The sequence below is a fragment of the Methylobacterium sp. Leaf85 genome, assembly GCF_001422125.1.
Taxonomy (GTDB): Bacteria; Pseudomonadota; Alphaproteobacteria; order Rhizobiales; family Beijerinckiaceae; genus Methylobacterium; species Methylobacterium bullatum.
This window is the reverse complement of record NZ_LMME01000032.1, coordinates 201,670-218,342: the sequence shown is the minus strand read 5'-3', so window position 1 is coordinate 218,342 and position 16,673 is coordinate 201,670. Positions and strand designations below refer to the sequence as shown.

At 64.7% G+C, this 16,673-nt stretch carries 17 protein-coding genes and 1 pseudogene; 5 read left to right on the top strand and 13 right to left on the bottom strand.

Features of this window, described 5'->3' with window-relative positions; translation table 11 throughout:
- Positions 1-252: 252 nt before the first annotated feature.
- From clpA to ASF08_RS18880, 3 genes are all read right to left on the bottom strand, one after another.
- The gene (gene clpA / locus ASF08_RS18890; RefSeq protein WP_056148484.1) at positions 253-2,730 is read right to left on the bottom strand and encodes an ATP-dependent Clp protease ATP-binding subunit ClpA; all 2,478 of its coding nucleotides are present in this window, start codon (positions 2,728-2,730) and stop codon (positions 253-255) included.
- Positions 2,731-2,753: 23 nt separating this feature from the next.
- Entirely contained in the window at positions 2,754-3,200 is a 447-nt protein-coding gene (gene clpS, locus ASF08_RS18885) for an ATP-dependent Clp protease adapter ClpS (RefSeq protein ID WP_200931879.1), read from the bottom strand.
- A gap of 312 nt (positions 3,201-3,512) precedes the next feature.
- Positions 3,513-3,857, bottom strand: coding sequence for a phasin family protein (locus ASF08_RS18880; protein WP_051074421.1), 345 nt, complete (start codon positions 3,855-3,857; stop codon positions 3,513-3,515).
- Between the two features lie 300 nt (positions 3,858-4,157).
- On the opposite strand from ASF08_RS18880, the gene ASF08_RS18875 reads away from it, so the two are divergent.
- Positions 4,158-5,648 (top strand): SPOR domain-containing protein, encoded by a 1,491-nt coding sequence (locus tag ASF08_RS18875; RefSeq protein WP_056148468.1) that lies wholly within the window; start codon positions 4,158-4,160, stop codon positions 5,646-5,648.
- 146 nt (positions 5,649-5,794) lie between these two features.
- Here ASF08_RS18875 and ASF08_RS18870 read toward each other — a convergent pair whose 3' ends face one another.
- From ASF08_RS18870 to ASF08_RS18860, 3 genes are all read right to left on the bottom strand, one after another.
- Positions 5,795-6,508 carry a J domain-containing protein gene (locus tag ASF08_RS18870; RefSeq protein ID WP_056148465.1) on the bottom strand — a complete coding sequence of 238 codons (714 nt, stop codon included), beginning with the start codon at positions 6,506-6,508 and terminating at the stop codon, positions 5,795-5,797.
- A complete protein-coding gene (locus ASF08_RS18865; protein WP_056148462.1) occupies positions 6,505-6,762 on the bottom strand; it encodes a hypothetical protein in 258 nt (85 codons plus the stop codon). Before ASF08_RS18865 ends, ASF08_RS18870 begins: the two co-directional genes overlap by 4 nt.
- A gap of 87 nt (positions 6,763-6,849) precedes the next feature.
- Positions 6,850-7,983: a S1C family serine protease gene (locus tag ASF08_RS18860; RefSeq protein WP_056148458.1), complete on the bottom strand. Its 1,134-nt coding sequence runs from the start codon at positions 7,981-7,983 to the stop codon at positions 6,850-6,852.
- Positions 7,984-8,407: 424 nt separating this feature from the next.
- Here ASF08_RS18860 and ASF08_RS18855 point away from each other — a divergent pair, with 424 nt between their 5' ends.
- The gene (locus ASF08_RS18855) at positions 8,408-8,623 is read left to right on the top strand and encodes a hypothetical protein (protein WP_018044781.1); all 216 of its coding nucleotides are present in this window, start codon (positions 8,408-8,410) and stop codon (positions 8,621-8,623) included.
- 218 nt (positions 8,624-8,841) lie between these two features.
- Here the strand turns inward: ASF08_RS18855 and ASF08_RS18850 are convergent, their stop codons facing one another.
- Both ASF08_RS18850 and ASF08_RS18845 read right to left on the bottom strand, forming a co-directional pair.
- A complete protein-coding gene (locus ASF08_RS18850; protein WP_027172373.1) occupies positions 8,842-9,042 on the bottom strand; it encodes a hypothetical protein in 201 nt (66 codons plus the stop codon).
- A gap of 71 nt (positions 9,043-9,113) precedes the next feature.
- Positions 9,114-10,022, bottom strand: coding sequence for a DUF817 domain-containing protein (locus ASF08_RS18845; protein ID WP_056148838.1), 909 nt, complete (start codon positions 10,020-10,022; stop codon positions 9,114-9,116).
- 113 nt (positions 10,023-10,135) lie between these two features.
- Between ASF08_RS18845 and ASF08_RS18840 the strand changes: the two genes are divergently transcribed.
- The 3 genes from ASF08_RS18840 to ASF08_RS18830 all read left to right on the top strand — a co-directional run bounded on the left by ASF08_RS18840 (position 10,136) and on the right by ASF08_RS18830 (position 14,473).
- Positions 10,136-10,558: a hypothetical protein gene (locus ASF08_RS18840; protein ID WP_238254217.1), complete on the top strand. Its 423-nt coding sequence runs from the start codon at positions 10,136-10,138 to the stop codon at positions 10,556-10,558.
- A 139-nt stretch (positions 10,559-10,697) separates the two neighbouring features.
- Positions 10,698-12,863 (top strand): methylmalonyl-CoA mutase, encoded by a 2,166-nt coding sequence (scpA, locus tag ASF08_RS18835; protein ID WP_056148835.1) that lies wholly within the window; start codon positions 10,698-10,700, stop codon positions 12,861-12,863.
- Positions 12,864-13,039: 176 nt separating this feature from the next.
- The gene (locus ASF08_RS18830; RefSeq protein ID WP_026176106.1) at positions 13,040-14,473 is read left to right on the top strand and encodes a mannose-1-phosphate guanylyltransferase/mannose-6-phosphate isomerase; all 1,434 of its coding nucleotides are present in this window, start codon (positions 13,040-13,042) and stop codon (positions 14,471-14,473) included.
- A 15-nt stretch (positions 14,474-14,488) separates the two neighbouring features.
- Here the strand turns inward: ASF08_RS18830 and ASF08_RS18825 are convergent.
- The 5 genes and pseudogenes from ASF08_RS18825 to ASF08_RS18805 form a co-directional block, all read right to left on the bottom strand.
- Positions 14,489-15,043 (bottom strand): annotated as a pseudogene (locus ASF08_RS18825) (ATP-binding protein); the annotation flags it as partial.
- Positions 15,044-15,147: 104 nt separating this feature from the next.
- The gene (locus ASF08_RS18820) at positions 15,148-15,600 is read right to left on the bottom strand and encodes a helix-turn-helix domain-containing protein (RefSeq protein ID WP_082473284.1); all 453 of its coding nucleotides are present in this window, start codon (positions 15,598-15,600) and stop codon (positions 15,148-15,150) included.
- Positions 15,601-15,711: 111 nt separating this feature from the next.
- Positions 15,712-15,963, bottom strand: a complete 252-nt coding sequence (locus ASF08_RS18815) for a hypothetical protein (RefSeq protein WP_156629655.1) — start codon at positions 15,961-15,963, stop codon at positions 15,712-15,714.
- Positions 15,954-16,229 (bottom strand): hypothetical protein, encoded by a 276-nt coding sequence (locus tag ASF08_RS18810; RefSeq protein WP_056148449.1) that lies wholly within the window; start codon positions 16,227-16,229, stop codon positions 15,954-15,956. The genes ASF08_RS18815 and ASF08_RS18810 overlap by 10 nt, the downstream gene beginning before the upstream one ends.
- Entirely contained in the window at positions 16,226-16,474 is a 249-nt protein-coding gene (locus tag ASF08_RS18805; RefSeq protein ID WP_056148446.1) for a hypothetical protein, read from the bottom strand. Before ASF08_RS18805 ends, ASF08_RS18810 begins: the two co-directional genes overlap by 4 nt.
- Positions 16,475-16,673: the final 199 nt, after the last annotated feature.

The window sequence follows — 16,673 nt, the reverse complement described above, 5'->3', positions numbered from 1 at the left end:
TCAACGATCCCACTCCAACCTTTCCCGCACCGGCATGAGCCGTGACGGGAAATCGAAGTCTGTGACGTTGCTCGGCGAGCCCCTCGAAGGTGTCACGGCCGAACGTGCGCTGATGCATTTACTCAAAGGCGCTAGCTAGCGACCGAGCCCGCGCATGTCGACAGCAGGACCGCGCATTTTCAGCCCGAACGCGAACGGGGCGCGCCTCCCTCGTAAGGAAGACGCGCCCCGTTCGGCAGAGCTTCGGTGCGATCAGGCCCGGACGAGAGGAACTTTCGGTACCGTGCGGACACCGCCCGAACCACCCTTGTCGTCCTTCTTCGCCTCTTCCTTCTTTCGCGGAGCGGCCTTGGCCCGGCTACGCTTGCGCTTACCGCCGGCATTGGTCACGTCCTTCTCCGGTTTCGGTGTCACGGGTCCGGCCGGGAACTCGAAGGCCAGCGCGTCTTTCTGCGCCAGCGTCACACCTTCCTCGGCCTTCTTCAGCACAACCCGAACCGCGCCGCCATCCTTGAGGCGTCCGAACAGGACTTCATCGGCGAGCGCCGTCTTGATCGTGGTCTGGATCAGGCGCGCCATGGGCCGGGCACCCATCGCCTCGTCGTAACCGTTCTCGGTCAACCACTCGCGCGCCTCGTCCGAGAGTTCAATGGTCACGTTGCGGTCGGCAAGCTGCGCCTCGAGCTGGAGCACGAACTTGTCGACAACCTTGGCCACCACGTCCTTCGGCAGATGTCCGAACGAGATGATCGAGTCGAGGCGGTTCCGGAATTCCGGCGCGAAGAGCTTGTTGATCGCTTCGACGTCGTCTCCCGTGCGCTTGGCCTGGGTGAAGCCGTAGGCCGACTTCGCCATGTCCGATGCGCCCGCATTCGTCGTCATGATGATGATGACGTTGCGGAAATCTACCTGCTTGCCGTTGTGGTCGGTGAGCTTGCCGTGATCCATCACCTGCAACAGGATGTTGAAGAGGTCGGGATGGGCCTTCTCGATCTCGTCCAGCAGCAGCACACAATGCGGATGCTGGTCGATCCCGTCAGTGAGCAACCCGCCCTGATCGAAGCCGACATAGCCGGGCGGAGCGCCGATGAGACGGCTGACCGTGTGGCGCTCCATGTATTCCGACATGTCGAAACGGATCATCTCGATGCCGAGTGACGAAGCGAGCTGATTGGCCGCTTCCGTCTTGCCGACACCGGTGGGCCCGGCGAACAGGTACGAGCCGATCGGCTTGTCCGGATCGCGCAAGCCGGCGCGCGCCAGCTTGATCGCCGAGGTGAGAGCCTCGATGGCATCCGTCTGCCCGTAGACAACGCGCTTCAGGTTCTCGGTAAGGTTCTTGAGAACCGCGGCATCGTCCTTCGAGACGGTCTTTGCCGGGATACGTGCCATCGTCGCGATGGTCGCTTCGATTTCCTTCACACCAATCGTCCGCTTGCGGCGAGCTTCCGGCACAAGCATCTGCGACGCGCCGGTCTCGTCGATCACGTCGATCGCCTTGTCCGGCAACTTGCGGTCGTTGATGTAGCGCGCAGACAACTCGACGGCGGCTTTCACGGCCTCGGTCGTGTATTTGAGTTTGTGAAACTCCTCGAAATAGGGCTTGAGACCCTTCACGATCTCGATGGCGTCCGGGATCGACGGCTCGTTGACGTCGATCTTCTGAAACCGGCGCACCAGGGCGCGGTCCTTTTCGAAGTACTGACGGTACTCCTTGTAGGTGGTCGAGCCGATGCAGCGGAGCGAGCCGTTGGCCAAAGCGGGCTTGAGCAAGTTCGACGCGTCCATCGCACCGCCGGAAGTCGCGCCGGCGCCGATGACGGTGTGGATCTCGTCGATGAAGAGCACCGCGTTCGGGTGCGCCTCGATCTCCTTCATCACCTGCTTGAGCCGCTCCTCGAAGTCGCCACGATAGCGCGTGCCCGCGAGCAGGGTGCCCATGTCGAGGGAGAACACCGTTGCGTCGATGAGAACTTCCGGCACTTCCTTGTTGATGATCTTGCGCGCCAGTCCTTCGGCAATGGCGGTCTTGCCGACACCCGGGTCGCCCACGAGCAGCGGATTGTTCTTCTGACGGCGGCACAGGATCTGGATGGTGCGCTGGACCTCGCTCTCACGACCGATCAGCGGATCGATCCGGCCATCGCGTGCCTTCTTGTTGAGATTGACGCAGTAAGCCTCGAGCGCGTCGCCCTTCTTTTTAGTGCGGTTCTCCGTCTCCTCGCCGCTCGGACGCTCGGTGGAAGGCTCCTCCTCCGCGCCACGGACGGGCTTCGGCTCGGACGCGCCGGGACGCTTGGCGATGCCATGGCTGATGTAGTTGACCGCGTCGTAGCGGGTCATGTCCTGCTCCTGCAGGAAATAGGCGGCATGGCTCTCGCGCTCGGCGAAGATCGCCACGAGCACGTTGGCCCCGGTCACCTCTTCCCGGCCGGAGGACTGGACGTGGATGACCGCGCGCTGGATCACCCGCTGGAAACCCGCCGTCGGCTTGGCATCCTGGCGCCCATCGCCGATCAGGTTGGCGAGTTCGGTGTCCACATACTCGACGAGGCTGCGTTTCAGCGTGTCGACCTCGACGTTGCAGGCGCGCATGACGGCCGCGGCGTCCTGGTCGTCCACCAGGGCGAGGAGCAGATGCTCCAGCGTCGCATATTCGTGCCGGCGCTCGCCGGCGAGCGCCAGGGCGCGGTGGAGAGCTTGTTCTAGGCTGCGAGAGAAGCTGGGCAAAAGCGGGTCCTCGTGTGAAGTGCCTATTTTTTTTCCATGACGCACTGGAGAGGATGTTGGTGTTTGCGCGCGAAGTCCATGACCTGCGTCACCTTGGTCTCCGCCACCTCATAGGTAAAGATCCCGCACTCGCCGACGCCATTCTGATGCACGTGCATCATGATCTGGTAGGCATCGGCCTGTGATTTGTTGAAAAATTTCTCGACCACGTGCACGACGAACTCCATCGGCGTGTAATCGTCGTTGAGAAGGAGCACGCGGTACAGGCTCGGCCGTTTCGTCTTGGGCTTGGTCCGGGTGATGATAGCAGTCCCCGAGCGACCGTCGTCATTGCCGCCCGGTCCAATGGGATCGGCTGCGCGCGGCGTCGAAGGATCGTCAGGGATCGCGCCATCAAGCCCAGCGGTCGTGGCGGCGCCGCCGTGATCCGTATTGAGGGAGACCAGACAACGCATCGGGTCGTCGGACATCGGAATAGCATCGACCCCATTTTTGGCAGAGAAGCCCGGACGCGGATCGTGAGACCCCACCGGCTTCCCGACTGCACGCTGGCGCCGCGCGCCTGCTTCACCGTCAATCTATAGGCCGTTTCCCGACTTCGCCAGTCGCCTGCGCGCACTTGTCCGGTACGTGGCGCGGTGAACGCCTGCCGCCGGGCGGACTTTACCCGGCAATGCCGCGGGAAGGTGCGATGACGCACGAAAAAGGGCGACCGAGCCGTCGCTCGATCACCCTTCGGCATATCTTTCCCGTCGTTGCCGGCTCCAACGCCGGACGGACGCTCAGTTGGTAGCGGGAAGCTTGATCTTGGTCAGGCCCTCGAGCGGCTTGCCGATCTCCTTGGCGAGCTCGGCATACAGGCCGCCGACCAGCTTCGCTTGAGCGACCATGCGCTCGTAGGACGCCTTCATGAACTCGGCCTGGATTTCCATGGCGCTCTGAGGGGTCTTCGCCTCAGACAGCTTCTTCATCGTGGCGGTGCCATGCTCGAAGGACTGCTTGGTGAAGTCCGCCATCTCGGTGCCGACGGTCTGGTTCGTCCGGGCGACGAGCGACACGCTCTTCATCGCCGAATCGAAGCCGGACTTGTCGAAAGCGGGGATCTTGTCGAAGGGCTGGAAAGTCATGGGATGCGAGATACCCTTGCGGGCATTCCTCTGGGGCCGGATGTCGACAAGGCCGGTTCCCCGACCCGCGGAATCGACCAACGCCGTCTTTATGTGCAATGCACCATGGATCGTCAAGATTTATATTGCACCGCAACGAAAGCGAGCAAATTGATGCCGAGGCATTAACCGGGCCGTAACCGCGTCGACCTAGCCTGATTGACAGATGTTGCGAGGGCACGGCGGCACGTTCGCCGGCCTTGCAGTGATGATGCAGTGCAAGCCGACCTCAGGGTCGGTTGTCGAGGACACCCCGTCGCGATGCGTAGCGTTCCGAGTCGCTCCCGGACGACCCATGGACTGCCGGCCCTGATTACGGCCGCAGCCGTTCTCGCGGCCATCGCCTCGCCCGCCGATGCGCGTCGTGGGCACCATCACCGGGGCGGTGGCGGGGGCTACAACCCGCCCTACGCCGCCATGGTGGTCGATGTGAAGACGGGCCGCACCCTTCATGCGGTCAACGAGGATTCCCTCCGCCACCCGGCGTCGATCACGAAGGTGATGACGCTCTACATGCTGTTCGAACAGCTCGAGCGTGGCCGTTTCAACCTCGACTCGCCCCTGACCATCTCGGCATTCGCCGCCGCCCGGCCGCCGTCCAAGCTCGGTCTCCGGCCCGGCTCGACGATCGAGGTGGAGGACGCGATCAAGGCGATCGTGACGAAATCCGCCAATGACGTGGCCTGCGCCATCGGCGAGAACATCGCCGGCTCGGAGCCGAAATTCGCCGAGATGATGACCCGCAAGGCACAGGCCCTGGGAATGTCCCGGACCAACTACGCCAACGCCTCGGGCCTGCCCGATGCGGACCAGATCACCACGGCGCGCGACCTGACCATCCTCGCCCGGGCGATCCAGGACCGGTTTCCGCGCTACTACAAGTACTTTCAGACCCGCTCCTTCGCCTTCCGCGGCCGGGTCATCGGCAACCACAACCGGCTCCTGGGCAATGTCGAAGGCGTGGACGGCATCAAGACCGGCTACACTCGCGATTCCGGCTTCAACCTGATGACCGCCGCCAAGTCCGACGACCGCCAGATCGTGGCGATCGTGCTCGGCGGAAAGTCCGGTGCCAGCCGCGACCGCATCATGGCCGATCTCGTCCGGGCGAACCTGCCGCGCGCCTATGCCGGCAACCGCCAGGCACCGGCGGTGACGGAAGTCGCCGAGCGTGGCCGCCCGGCCGTGGTGGCGGACGCCACGTCGCGGACGCGCACTCAGGTCGCCTCGGCCGACGACGAGGAGATCGAGGTGGAGACCACCGCCTCGACCCAACCTCTCGACATCAGCCCGCGCCAGACCACGACCCCTGGAAGTGCCGGTGCCAAGTGGCGGAGCGGCGCCCTCCCGGCCTCGGCTCAGGCCTATGCACCGAGCAGCGCACCCGCCGCTTTCCCCGGAACCAAGGCTTCGCCCAGCGGCAAGTCGGATGCACGTCTCGCATCGGTCGATGGCGCCCGGCCCGAGCCCGGCCCGAAGTCAGCGTCCACGAGCCGCGTCACGCCTACCGCCTGGGTGATCCAGCTCGGCGCCATGGACGACGAAGACAAGGCTAAGTCGATGCTTTCCGAGGCGCGCAGCCGGGCCGGAAGCGCTCTGTCCAAGGCCTCGCCCTACACGGTGAGGGTCGATCATGGCGGCGCCACCCTCTACCGGGCCCGGTTCTCGGGCTTCAGCGAACAGGAAGCCGCGCAGGACGCTTGCTCGACCCTGAAGCGCAACGGCTTCAACTGCTTCGCCACGCGAAGCTGAAACCCGCCATCGCGACGGCTTAGCTTTTCAGAAGCTGGAAGCCCTCCTGACATCGGTGACGACGCCATTTGCGTCCTCGCCGAACCCAGTCGGCTGTTCGCCGGCCGGGTCCGATCGAGCATTTTTCTGGCAACGCGCGTGGAGTATCAGCGATGTCGGCTCACAAGCCTGTCTCGGGCCGCGTTGATGCGCGAAGCCCCCTCGACCGTTCCGCCCTGGTCGGGATGCCACCGTTTCATCAGCGTGCGATGAGCCGTGCGGATCTGCTGCAGGGTCGCCCCGCTCTGAAGCCCCAGGATCTGGTGGGCCTCCTCTTGCGTCATCGCCCCTGGATCCGGCGGACGGCGCGACCGCGCGTCGGAATCTCTCTCAGCGTCTTCACGCCCGGCGGCCGTTCTGCCGTCGAGATACGTCTGTAAACGGCGAGCGGCGATGCGGTCGACTTTGCGGCAGACGGCGAGGATCTGTATCAGCGCCGCTTCAGGAAGCTGCGACAGGCGCCGCCCGGCATAGGGACCGATCTGGACGATCCCGTCAGCGGTCCGCCCATCGGGCATCACCTCGAACAGCACGATCGTGGGCCGCGAGACGGATGCGCGCCTGAACAGGCCGCGAAGCCGGACGAGCACGGCGTCTACACCATCGAGGAACCAGAACGCGACGCCCCCGAACAGGATCGCGAGTTCGATCCGACCACGAACCGCAGCCACGCCGGCCAGGGCGAGCAAGACATAGCCGCCGATCCGTCTCGCCAGTCGCGGCGTGATCAGCCGACCCATGCGCCGGACGAGGTGGGGCTTGGCGGTCTTGGCGTACCACCACAGGACGAACAGGGCCGCGAGGGCGGCAAGGATGGTCATCGGCGCATGTCGTGGTCGAGCGTGACCCGTCCGCCGATCCTGACCTGGACATCGCCGATCCGGTGGAAACCGCCCTGCGTTCCCACCTGCTCGGCGCTGCGATCCGGACACGTGTCGCGCGGCGGGAGGCGCCCCCCCTCGGGAGCATCGTCGAGGCATAGGCGCCGCGACCCGTCCCTCGCTCCGGCCGGCATCACGCCGAGCACGAGCGCGACGCGGACGAGGGATCGGAACAGGCGGGCCTTCGTCGTCATTGCGGTGTCTTGCGTGTTGTCGTTCGGCGCGGTTTCAACCCTACTGCACCGGAAACGGCCTTTGTGACAGCCCGGCCTGGGAAAGCCTTATTGCCGCGTCTCTGCCACATCCGCCGTGATGACCTTCACCTTGCGGATGCGGCCGTCCCGCTCGACGGCGAGATCGACGGCCTTGCCGATGCCCGCCGCCTCCATCGCGGCGGTGAGATCGGCGAGGCGGTGCACCGGCTGACCGCCGGCTCCGACGATGACATCGCCGATCGTACCGGTCTGGACATCGACACCGCGCAATCCGGCCTCGGCGGCCGGCGATCCGCGCAGGACCCGCAGGACCACGACGCCGTCGATCCCGAGACGCGCGGCGGTCGCTTCCTGACCGGCGATGATGCCGATGCCCGGATTGCGGGTGCGGCCGTTGCGGATGAGTTCGGGCACGACCCGGTTCACCACGTCCACGGGGATCGCGAAGCCGATGCCGGCGCTGGCGCCCGAGGGAGAATAGATCGCCGTGTTGACGCCCACGAGTCGCCCCGCGGAATCGAGGAGCGGCCCCCCGGAATTGCCGGGATTGATCGCGGCGTCGGTCTGGATCACGCCGGACAACTCCCTCCCCTCCCCCGTCGGGAGGCGGCGACGAAGAGCGCTGATGACGCCCGTCGTGAGGGTATGGTCGAGGCCGAACGGGTTGCCGATGGCGAAGGCCGCTTGCCCGACCTTGAGATCCGCCGAGGTACCGATGGCCAGGGGCGGCGGAACGACACCGGTGCCGCCGAGGCGAAGCACGGCGAGGTCGTAGCTCGGCGCGGTCCCGACGATCGTCGCCGGGCGGACCTCCCCCGAGGATAGGCGGACGGACACCGAGCCGCCTCGCTGGGCCGCGCCCGCCACCACGTGATTGTTGGTGACAACGTGCCCGGCGGCATCCCAGACGAAGCCCGTGCCCGTCTGCGCTCCGTTGCCCCCTTCGCCCTCCTCGGAATCGGGGCTCATCAGGGAACGCCCCTGGGCAGCGGCTTGGGCGAAGACATGCACGACCGACGGGCTCGCGCGCTCGAACAAGGTCGCGGTGGACGTTTCGGATGGGGCCAGATCCCCCCGAGCCGTGATCGCCCGAGGAGTTTCAGCCGAGAACAGGAGCGCCGCCAGATAGGGCTGTCCGACGTAGAGCGCCATGAGCACCAGGGCCGCCGTGATCGCCATGCGGCCAAAGCGATCCGACATGTCACATCCCTTTCACAGCTTTGGAAAAATTCTGGACTGCGTCCGTCGCATTAACTGGTCGGTCACCCATCTCCGTTCAACTGTTTTCACGGGCGGCACGATCCGGGTGCGCGGGCACACGGTTCCGTCCCAAGGTTCAAGCTACAAGTTCAATCAGCACTGTCACCCTAAACTCTTCATCATAAAAAGAGGGCGTCCCAGGGCAGCCGCTTCAAGCTTTGTGTTCAAAACATGATGTTTAAGGCGGGGGATAAAGGATCGGGTCTGCCATACTCATCATGGCAATGCCCAAATTGATCGCAAAGCTGCCCTAGAGATGCTTCCATTCTCACGGAAACACGTCCCGCTCTGGCTGCACCGAATGCTGGCCCAGCAGCACAGACCCGCGGGGAACGACCCTCTCAGGTTCAAGGAAAACATCGCTATGGAAACCGAAGCCCTCGAACGTCCCGCCGATCTAACGATCTGGCGGACCACTCCCGTCCCGGCGCCGCTGGCCCAGCCCGCGCGCTACGGCACCCTTCGCGAGGCGATCGAGGCCGCCGCAGGCGCCCTGACCGACCCGGCAAAGCAGCCGTGGATCATCACCGAGGAAGGCGAAATCCTCTCGCCGAACTGGATCCGCACCTATCTCAACTAAGGTGATGCGGCCTCTCGCAACCTCCTGACGAGGCCAGGAAGACCCAGCCGCCGGCGCGGAACCGACCGCGCCGCACGGCGGACGTCCCGATCTGTCGTGAACCGAGCCGGGCTGTCCGTTACGTTTTCGGCCCCTGGCGACACGCACGACCCATCCTGCCGGATGACCTGCCCCGATGCGGGCGATCATCCGGCCTCTCCACCGATGGCAACCGGGGCTCAGACCTGCCGGTCCACGACTGCGCCTTGGCCTTCGGGAAGAACGGCCTTCTGTTGATCGGCGGATTGCTGCAAGAGCTGGGCGATGGCCCGATCACTCTCACCTTGCTTGCGTATGAAGGTCGTCTGCATCGACTCGCGCGTCGCAGCGCTCTGGTTCGAGACGATCGACTGCGCGAGGCCGGCGATGGAATCACTCATGAACGGGGTTCCTCATGGCTCAGACGGGCTTAGCCCGCTCGATCTTGCCAAACACTGAAGAAAGCCAGTCGCTATTGTTTGTAATTTCCCCGTTCGATCTCGCCGTGCCTATAAACCTCCGGCTTGTTCACGAGGGAGACCAGAACGTAGGAAACGATCATCAGCAGGTACCAGGAACCAAGCTTCGGCCAGGAAACCATCGCCCAGCTCGATACCTGGTTCGGATAGAGCCAGACCCGCGTTCCGGTGCCGATGTTCTCGGCGAGCCAGATGAACAGGGCGACGAGCAGGAAGCCCAGGAGAAGCGGCATCCGCCGGTGTACCCGCCAGACCTTGAAATACACCCAGGTTCGGCCGAACAGCAGGGCCGTCGCCGCGAACAACCCGAGGCGGATGTCCGTTACGTAGTGGTGCGTGAAAAAGTTAAGGTAGATCGCCGTGGCCAGCAGAAGCGTCGCACCGGTGCCGGGATGGTGGGTGAAGCGGAAATCGAACAGGCGCCACACCCGGGCGATGTAGGAGCCAATGCTCGCATACATGAAGCCCGTGAAGAGCGGCACGCCGGCGATGCGGAACAGGCTCACCTCCGGGTAGATCCATGATCCGACGGCGGTCTTGAAGATTTCCATTACCGTCCCGACCACATGGAAGAGAGCGATCACCTTCGCCTCCTCCCAGGTCTCCATGCGCAGAGCGAGAAGGACGACCTGGATCATCACGGCCGAGAGGGTCAGCATGTCGTATCGGCTGAGCGTGGCCTGGGCGGGATAGAACAGGTAGCTGCCGATCAGGAGGGCGCACAGCAATCCGCCGAACAGGCAGGCCCATCCCTGCTTGATGCCGAAACGCAGGAATTCGTAGACCCCGGCCACCAGAGGTCCACGTGCCAGAGCCAAGGCGCCGACCCGCGCCTCGATGGCGACGAACCGGGCAATGGGGCGCCATAGGCGGGCCGCGCTGGCGGTCGGAATGTCTGTCACGGTGGCTGTCCCGAAGCTTTTGCGGTCTCCCTTTACCCGAATGGAGACCAGGCCCACATCGAGGCTCGGCCTTATCGATCGCGCGAGGGACCGACCGTTTGACGATCCACACGTTGTCCGACGAAACCGATCCCGAAACGCGCCGCGTGCGGCGGAACCTCGCCCGGCTTCAGGTTCTGCTCGAACGCCGCCGCGTACGCGCCGTGGCCATGCGCGGTGTCCGTGGGGCTCTCGGCGGCGGCGCCAGCTTCGCCGCCTTGGTGAAGCTGAAGCTCGCCGGCTCCCTCTTGCTAAAGGGCGGGCTAGCCCTGCTCGTCGGGCTCTGTTTCGCTTGGCCTGTCGTGGCCGGTCTACTCCTCGGGCTCGTCCTCGTCGTTCTCGCCGTGGTGGGTGCCTTCGAGGGCGAGGCGCCGAGTTGTCCCGATTCATGCTGGAGCGCCTCGAGGCGACGCGACAGGCTGCGCGAGCTGATCGACGAGCGTCTCGGATGGCTCGAAAGCCGCACCGGCCCGGCACCGCGATATCGCCGACCGTGATGAGATTGTCCCGCTCGTCGAACCCGGACCGACCGGTCCGATGACGTCACTGTTTCTCAAAATGGATTTGAGAGGGATAGCCCGAAGCCGGTGCTTCACTATAATGCTTCGCCAAACGCCGCCGCACGAGTTCGATCACATGACGTCCCGTATCCCCGATTTCGCGAACGTCCCATACGCGGCAGATGCCTTCACGGCGCCAGTGCCGCCGGCGGGCGAGCCATGGATGACGCCCGAGGGCATCCCGGTGAAGGGCGTGTACGGGCCGGAGGATCGCGAGGGGATCGAGTTTCTCCATACCTATCCGGGTGTGGCGCCCTACCTGCGCGGCCCCTACCCGACCATGTACGTGACCCAGCCCTGGACGATCCGGCAATATGCCGGCTTCTCCACGGCCGAGGATTCGAACGCGTTCTATCGGCGCAATCTCGCCGCCGGACAGAAGGGCCTGTCGGTCGCCTTCGATCTCGCTACCCATCGCGGCTACGATTCCGATCACCCGCGTGTCTCGGGCGATGTCGGCATGGCCGGCGTGGCGATCGATTCGATCTACGACATGCGGACGCTGTTCTCGGGCATCCCGCTGGACGAGATGACCGTGTCGATGACGATGAACGGCGCGGTGCTGCCGATCCTCGCCCTCTACATCGTGGCGGCCGAAGAGCAGGGCGTGCCGCCCGAGAAACTCGCGGGCACGATCCAGAACGACATCCTCAAGGAGTTCATGGTCCGCAACACCTACATCTACCCGCCGGCGGGCTCGATGCGGATCATCGGCGATATCTTCGCCTACACCTCTGCCCATATGCCGAAGTTCAATTCGATCTCGATCTCCGGCTACCACATGCAGGAAGCCGGGGCGACCAACGACCTCGAACTCGCCTACACGCTCGCCGACGGCGTCGAGTACATCAAGGCAGGTCTCGCCGCCGGGCTCACCATCGACAAGTTTGCCCCACGACTGTCGTTCTTCTGGGCGATCTCGACGAACTTCTTCATGGAGATCGCCAAGATGCGGGCGGCGCGCCTGATCTGGGCCAAGCTCGTGAAGGAGTTCGAGCCGAAAACGGATAAATCCCTCCCCCTGCGCACCCACAGCCAGACATCGGGCTGGTCTCTGACCGCACAGGACGTGTTCAACAACGTCACCCGCACGTGCATCGAGGCGATGGCCGCGACGCAGGGCGGCACCCAGTCGCTTCACACCAACGCCCTCGACGAAGCACTCGCGCTCCCCACCGACTTCTCGGCCCGCATCGCCCGCAACACGCAGCTTTTCCTGCAGCAGGAGAGCGGCACGACGCGCATCGTCGACCCGTGGGGCGGCTCCTACTATGTGGAGAAGCTCACTCAGGACATCGTCGCCCGCGCCTGGGAGCACCTGCGCGAAGTCGAGGAATTGGGCGGTATGGCAAAGGCCATCGAGGCCGGCATCCCCAAACTGCGCATCGAGGAAGCGGCGGCCCGCGCCCAGGCGCGGATCGATTCCGGCCGTCAGACCATCGTCGGTGTCAACAAATTCAAGCCCGAGGACGATCGCGCCATCGAGTTGATGCGCGTCGACAATGGCAATGTCCGCATGCTGCAGATCGACAAGCTCAAGAGGCTGCGCGCCGAGCGCAATCAGGCCGATGTCGATGCCGCGCTGGCGGCACTGACCGCAGCCGCCCAGGGAGAGGGCAATCTCCTGGCGCTAGGTGTCGAGGCTGCCCGCGCGAAGGCCACGGTGGGAGAGATTTCCGACGCCCTGGAGAAGGCCTGGGGCCGGCATCGCGCCGAGATCCGCTCGATCTCGGGTGTCTACAAGCGAGAGGTAGGTGGCATGTCGCCGGTGGTCGAGACCGTTCGTCAGCTCGTGGAGACCTTCGAGGAAAATGACGGGCGGCGCCCGCGCATCCTCGTCGCCAAGATGGGCCAGGACGGGCACGACCGTGGCCAGAAGGTCATTGCGTCGGCCTTCGCCGATCTCGGCTTCGACGTCGATATCGGCCCACTCTTCGCCACTCCGGCCGAAGCCGCACGACAAGCTGTGGAGAACGACGTCCACATCGTCGGCGTTTCGTCTCTCGCCGCCGGCCACCTGACGCTGGTGCCCGAATTGAAGGCGGCGCTGACTGAACAGGGACGCGGCGACGTGATGATCGTGATCGGAGGCGTGATCCCCCCGGGTGACTATCCGGCGCTCTATGCCGCTGGCGCATCAGCGATCTTTCCGCCCGGCACGGTCATTGCTGAAGCAGCCGTGAAGCTGATCGAGGAATTGAGCGGCAGGCTTGGCTACAACGCGCGGCAGGCCGCCGAATAGGATGACCGTATTGCTGCATCGGAATTCATGAAGTTAACTCCGAGGCCATTGCCGGACGCTCACCTCCTGCCCTAATCGCGTCCGTCGCATATTTTGCCCCGCAACGGGTTGGTTGCGGCGCAGCAAGATCGTATTTCCCGGCATCGTACTGAACCTGAAATTGTGAGTTGACGCCGATGGCCTCAGGATTTTCCGCCCTCATCCATCCGGTCATCCTATGCGGTGGCTCCGGTACGCGATTGTGGCCCGCCTCCCGCGAGAGCATGCCGAAGCAGTTCACGCCGCTCGTGAATGCCGATAGTTCGACCTTCCAGGACACGGCCCGTCGCGTCGCGGATGGAACCGCCTTCTCGCGGCCGACGATCATCACCAGCAGCGACGCCCGCTTCATCGTAGCCGAACAGCTGCTTCAGGCCGAAGTCCAGGCGGACATCGTTCTCGAGCCCGAGCGGCGCGACTCAGCCGCGGCCGTCGCGGTCGCCGCCCTCCATGCCGCCCGGCGCGACCCGGAAGCGGTAGTGCTCATCCTGGCCGCCGATCACGTCATCGGCGACACGGCTGCCTTCGTGGATGCTGCGCGCGCCGCCGCTGTTGGCGCGCAGGCCGGTCGGATCATGACGCTGGGGATCGAGCCCACCGCACCGTCCACTGCCTATGGCTATATCCGCAAGGGCGCATCGATCGACGGGGTCGAAGGCGCGTATGAGGTCGGTCGCTTCGTGGAGAAGCCCAACCGTCACGGAGCGGAAAGCCTGATCGCCGACGGCGCCTTATGGAACAGCGGCTACTTCCTGTTCCGGGCCGACGTCATGCTGGCCGAGCTGGAGACCTATGCTCCGGAAATCCTGGCCGCCACCCGCGCCGCTCTCGATGGGGCGACGACCGATCTCGATTTCCTGCGCCTGGATGCTACCGCCTTCGCAAGCGCGCCGAAGACCTCGATCGATTATGCCGTGATGGAGCGGACCGATCGCGCCGGAGTCTTGCCGGTGTCCTTCCCCTGGTCCGATGTCGGCACCTGGGACGCGGTCTGGGACGTGTTGCCCCGTGATGCGTTGGGTAACGCCGTGCGCGGTCGCGTGGAACTCGTCGAGACCCGCGGTAGTCTCGTGCATAGCGAAGGCGAGCATCTCACTGCCGTGGTGGGTCTCGACGATGTCGTCGTGGTCTCGACCCCGGACGCCGTCCTCGTGACCTCGAAGGCGAAAGCCGGCCTCGTGAAGGAACTGGTCACGCAGTTGCGCGAGAAGGCCCATCCCGAGGCGGATGCGCATCGTCGGATGTTCCGCCCCTGGGGTTGGTACCAGCGCATCGATATCGGCGAGCGCTTCCAGGTGAAGCGCATCATGGTGACGCCGGGCGGGCGGCTCTCGCTGCAGAAGCATTTCCACCGGGCCGAGCATTGGGTCGTGGTTCGCGGGACCGCCGAGGTCACCGTGGACGATCGCGTCGTGCTGGTTCACGAGAACGAGGCCGTGTACCTGCCCATCGGTTCGATGCATCGTCTCACCAATCCGGGCAAGATCCCCCTCGAACTCATCGAGGTCCAGGTCGGATCCTATACCGGTGAGGACGACATCATCCGCGTCGAGGACATCTACGGACGATAGGCGCGACGGTCGGGCTCAAGCGGCTACGGGTCGCTCGACCCGGCCGCGATAGGACAGGGCCTCGGCGAGATGGAGGCGGCGCACCTGCTCTTCGCCGTCGAGATCCGCCAAGGTTCGTGCCACGCGCAATACGCGGTGGAAGCCTCGTGCCGAGAGACGCATCGTCTCCGCCGCGTTCCGGATCAGAGCCGTACCGTCTGCATCAGGCGCTGCCATCTCCTCGATCAGCGGCACCGGACAGGTCGCGTTCGTAATGACGCCGGTCAGGCCGTGCGCCGCGAAACGTGCGGCCTGCAGCGCCCTTGCCGAGGCGACACGTGCCGCTGTCTCCGCCGAGCCTTCGGCTGGAGGAGGCAAGATCAGATCGGCCGCCGTGACGGCACCGACTTCGATCCGCAAGTCGATGCGATCGAGGAGTGGCCCTGAGATCCGCGCGCCATATTGGGCGACGCAGCGGTCGTTGGGTCCGCGCCGGCAGGCATAGCCCGGCTCCAGGGCCTGACCGCACCGACAGGGATTCATGGCGGCAATCAGCTGGAACCGCGCGGGGTACGTCACCCGGTGATTGCCCTGAATTGATATTGTCAACCCGAGGTCAAGCAATTGAGATTGTTGGTAATTTTCTCGGCATGCGCCCCGCCCGATGCCGAGCTTGATACCCGCGCCGAAGCTTCTCAGCGGTAGGTGATTTCACCGATCTTTCTGGTGACGAAGCCAGGACCGCGAACGGGCTCTTCCGGCTTGGCGCTGGCCTCGGCGACCACGGCAGCGGCAGCGATGGCCCGGATCGCCGCGAGCATGGCCGAACGCACCTTGGGGTTCACCGACCCGTAAGCCTGGAGGAGCTGAGGGGCGCCGGTAAGCCCCATCAGCGGCAGGATGCTGTCCTCGCCGCCCACCGCTTCCTCGCCGCACAGGCTCGCGACGGTCGTCTCAAGGAACCGGGCGATCTCCCCCAGCCGGCCCGCGCCGATCCGATTCTGGCCCTTTTCGTATTTCTGGATCTGCTGAAACGTCACCCCGACAGCCTGCCCCAACTCGGTTTGGGACTTCCCCATTGTCTTGCGCAGGAACGCAATCCGCGCCCCGACCTCGGCGTCCAGGTCGGTTGCCTTCTTCGTGCTCATATCGATCTCCCCGCGCCCCATGGCGCTGCATGTGAGGCCCCCGCGTACGGAGGCGATTCGCGCGCTACTTCGCGAGGCCCTTGCAGCGTGCGGCCTGCTCCACGGCACCCGTTAGGCCCAGCGCATCCTGAACTCGAAAAGCTCGTCCGGCCCGAGCAGGATCGTCGAATTGCCTGAGCGGATCTCTATGCCGCGAGCGGTGAACCACTCGATGAATTCGTCCGCATCGTCGCCGTTCAGCGAATCGGTCGGTGCAGCTCGCGTGAAATCCCGGAAGCGCACCGGGACGATTCCGAACACCAGCCCTCGGTGCCGTGGCATGAACGACAGGACGAGGACGTGCATCTCCTCCGTCACAGCCACACCATCTTGAACTCGAAGGCCAATGCCTCGGGCACGTCGAACCGCTGACCGCCGAACGGCCCAGGATAGATTACCTTCACCCCGCGTCGAGCGAGCCAACGCCGGAAGGATGATGCCGTTCGGCCGCCGACACAGCGGAATTCCACGCCATCATCGAACACGCCCCGATGGTCCGAGAGAGCCACCATCGAATAGAGGAGCGCGCTCGATCCAGGCCCGTCGAGCACCACCTCGATAGTCCAGGCCGGGGCCGACGAATCGCTCACAGCCAGCGCATTCTCAGTTCGAGCGCTTCGTCGTCACCGAGGCGGAGATCGGTCCAGCCCCAGCCTACACGGTGGCCCCTTTCCCGCATCCACTCGACGAACACGGGCACGTCGACATCGCGGAGCCGGCTGCGCGGCGCAGGCGCCCCGTCGAGTTGCCGGATCTCATTGAGGGCAAGATGGACACCGCCGTCGCCGCAGCCGCTTTCGACCGGCGAGCGATACACCTCAATCGAGTAGGTCATCACAACCACCGAACCTTGAACTCGGTTGCCTGTTCTCCGGTAAGTGCGATTGTCGCCGCGTTCGTGGCCAATAGGTGCCCCCTCTTGGCCATCCACTCATTGAAGGCGGGGACTTCTTCCAGCTCGATAAGGCGCGCATTGGCGAAGTTTCTTTCCTCTATCGCGCCCACGGTGTGCGAGGGGCCTAGAAGAATCGTTG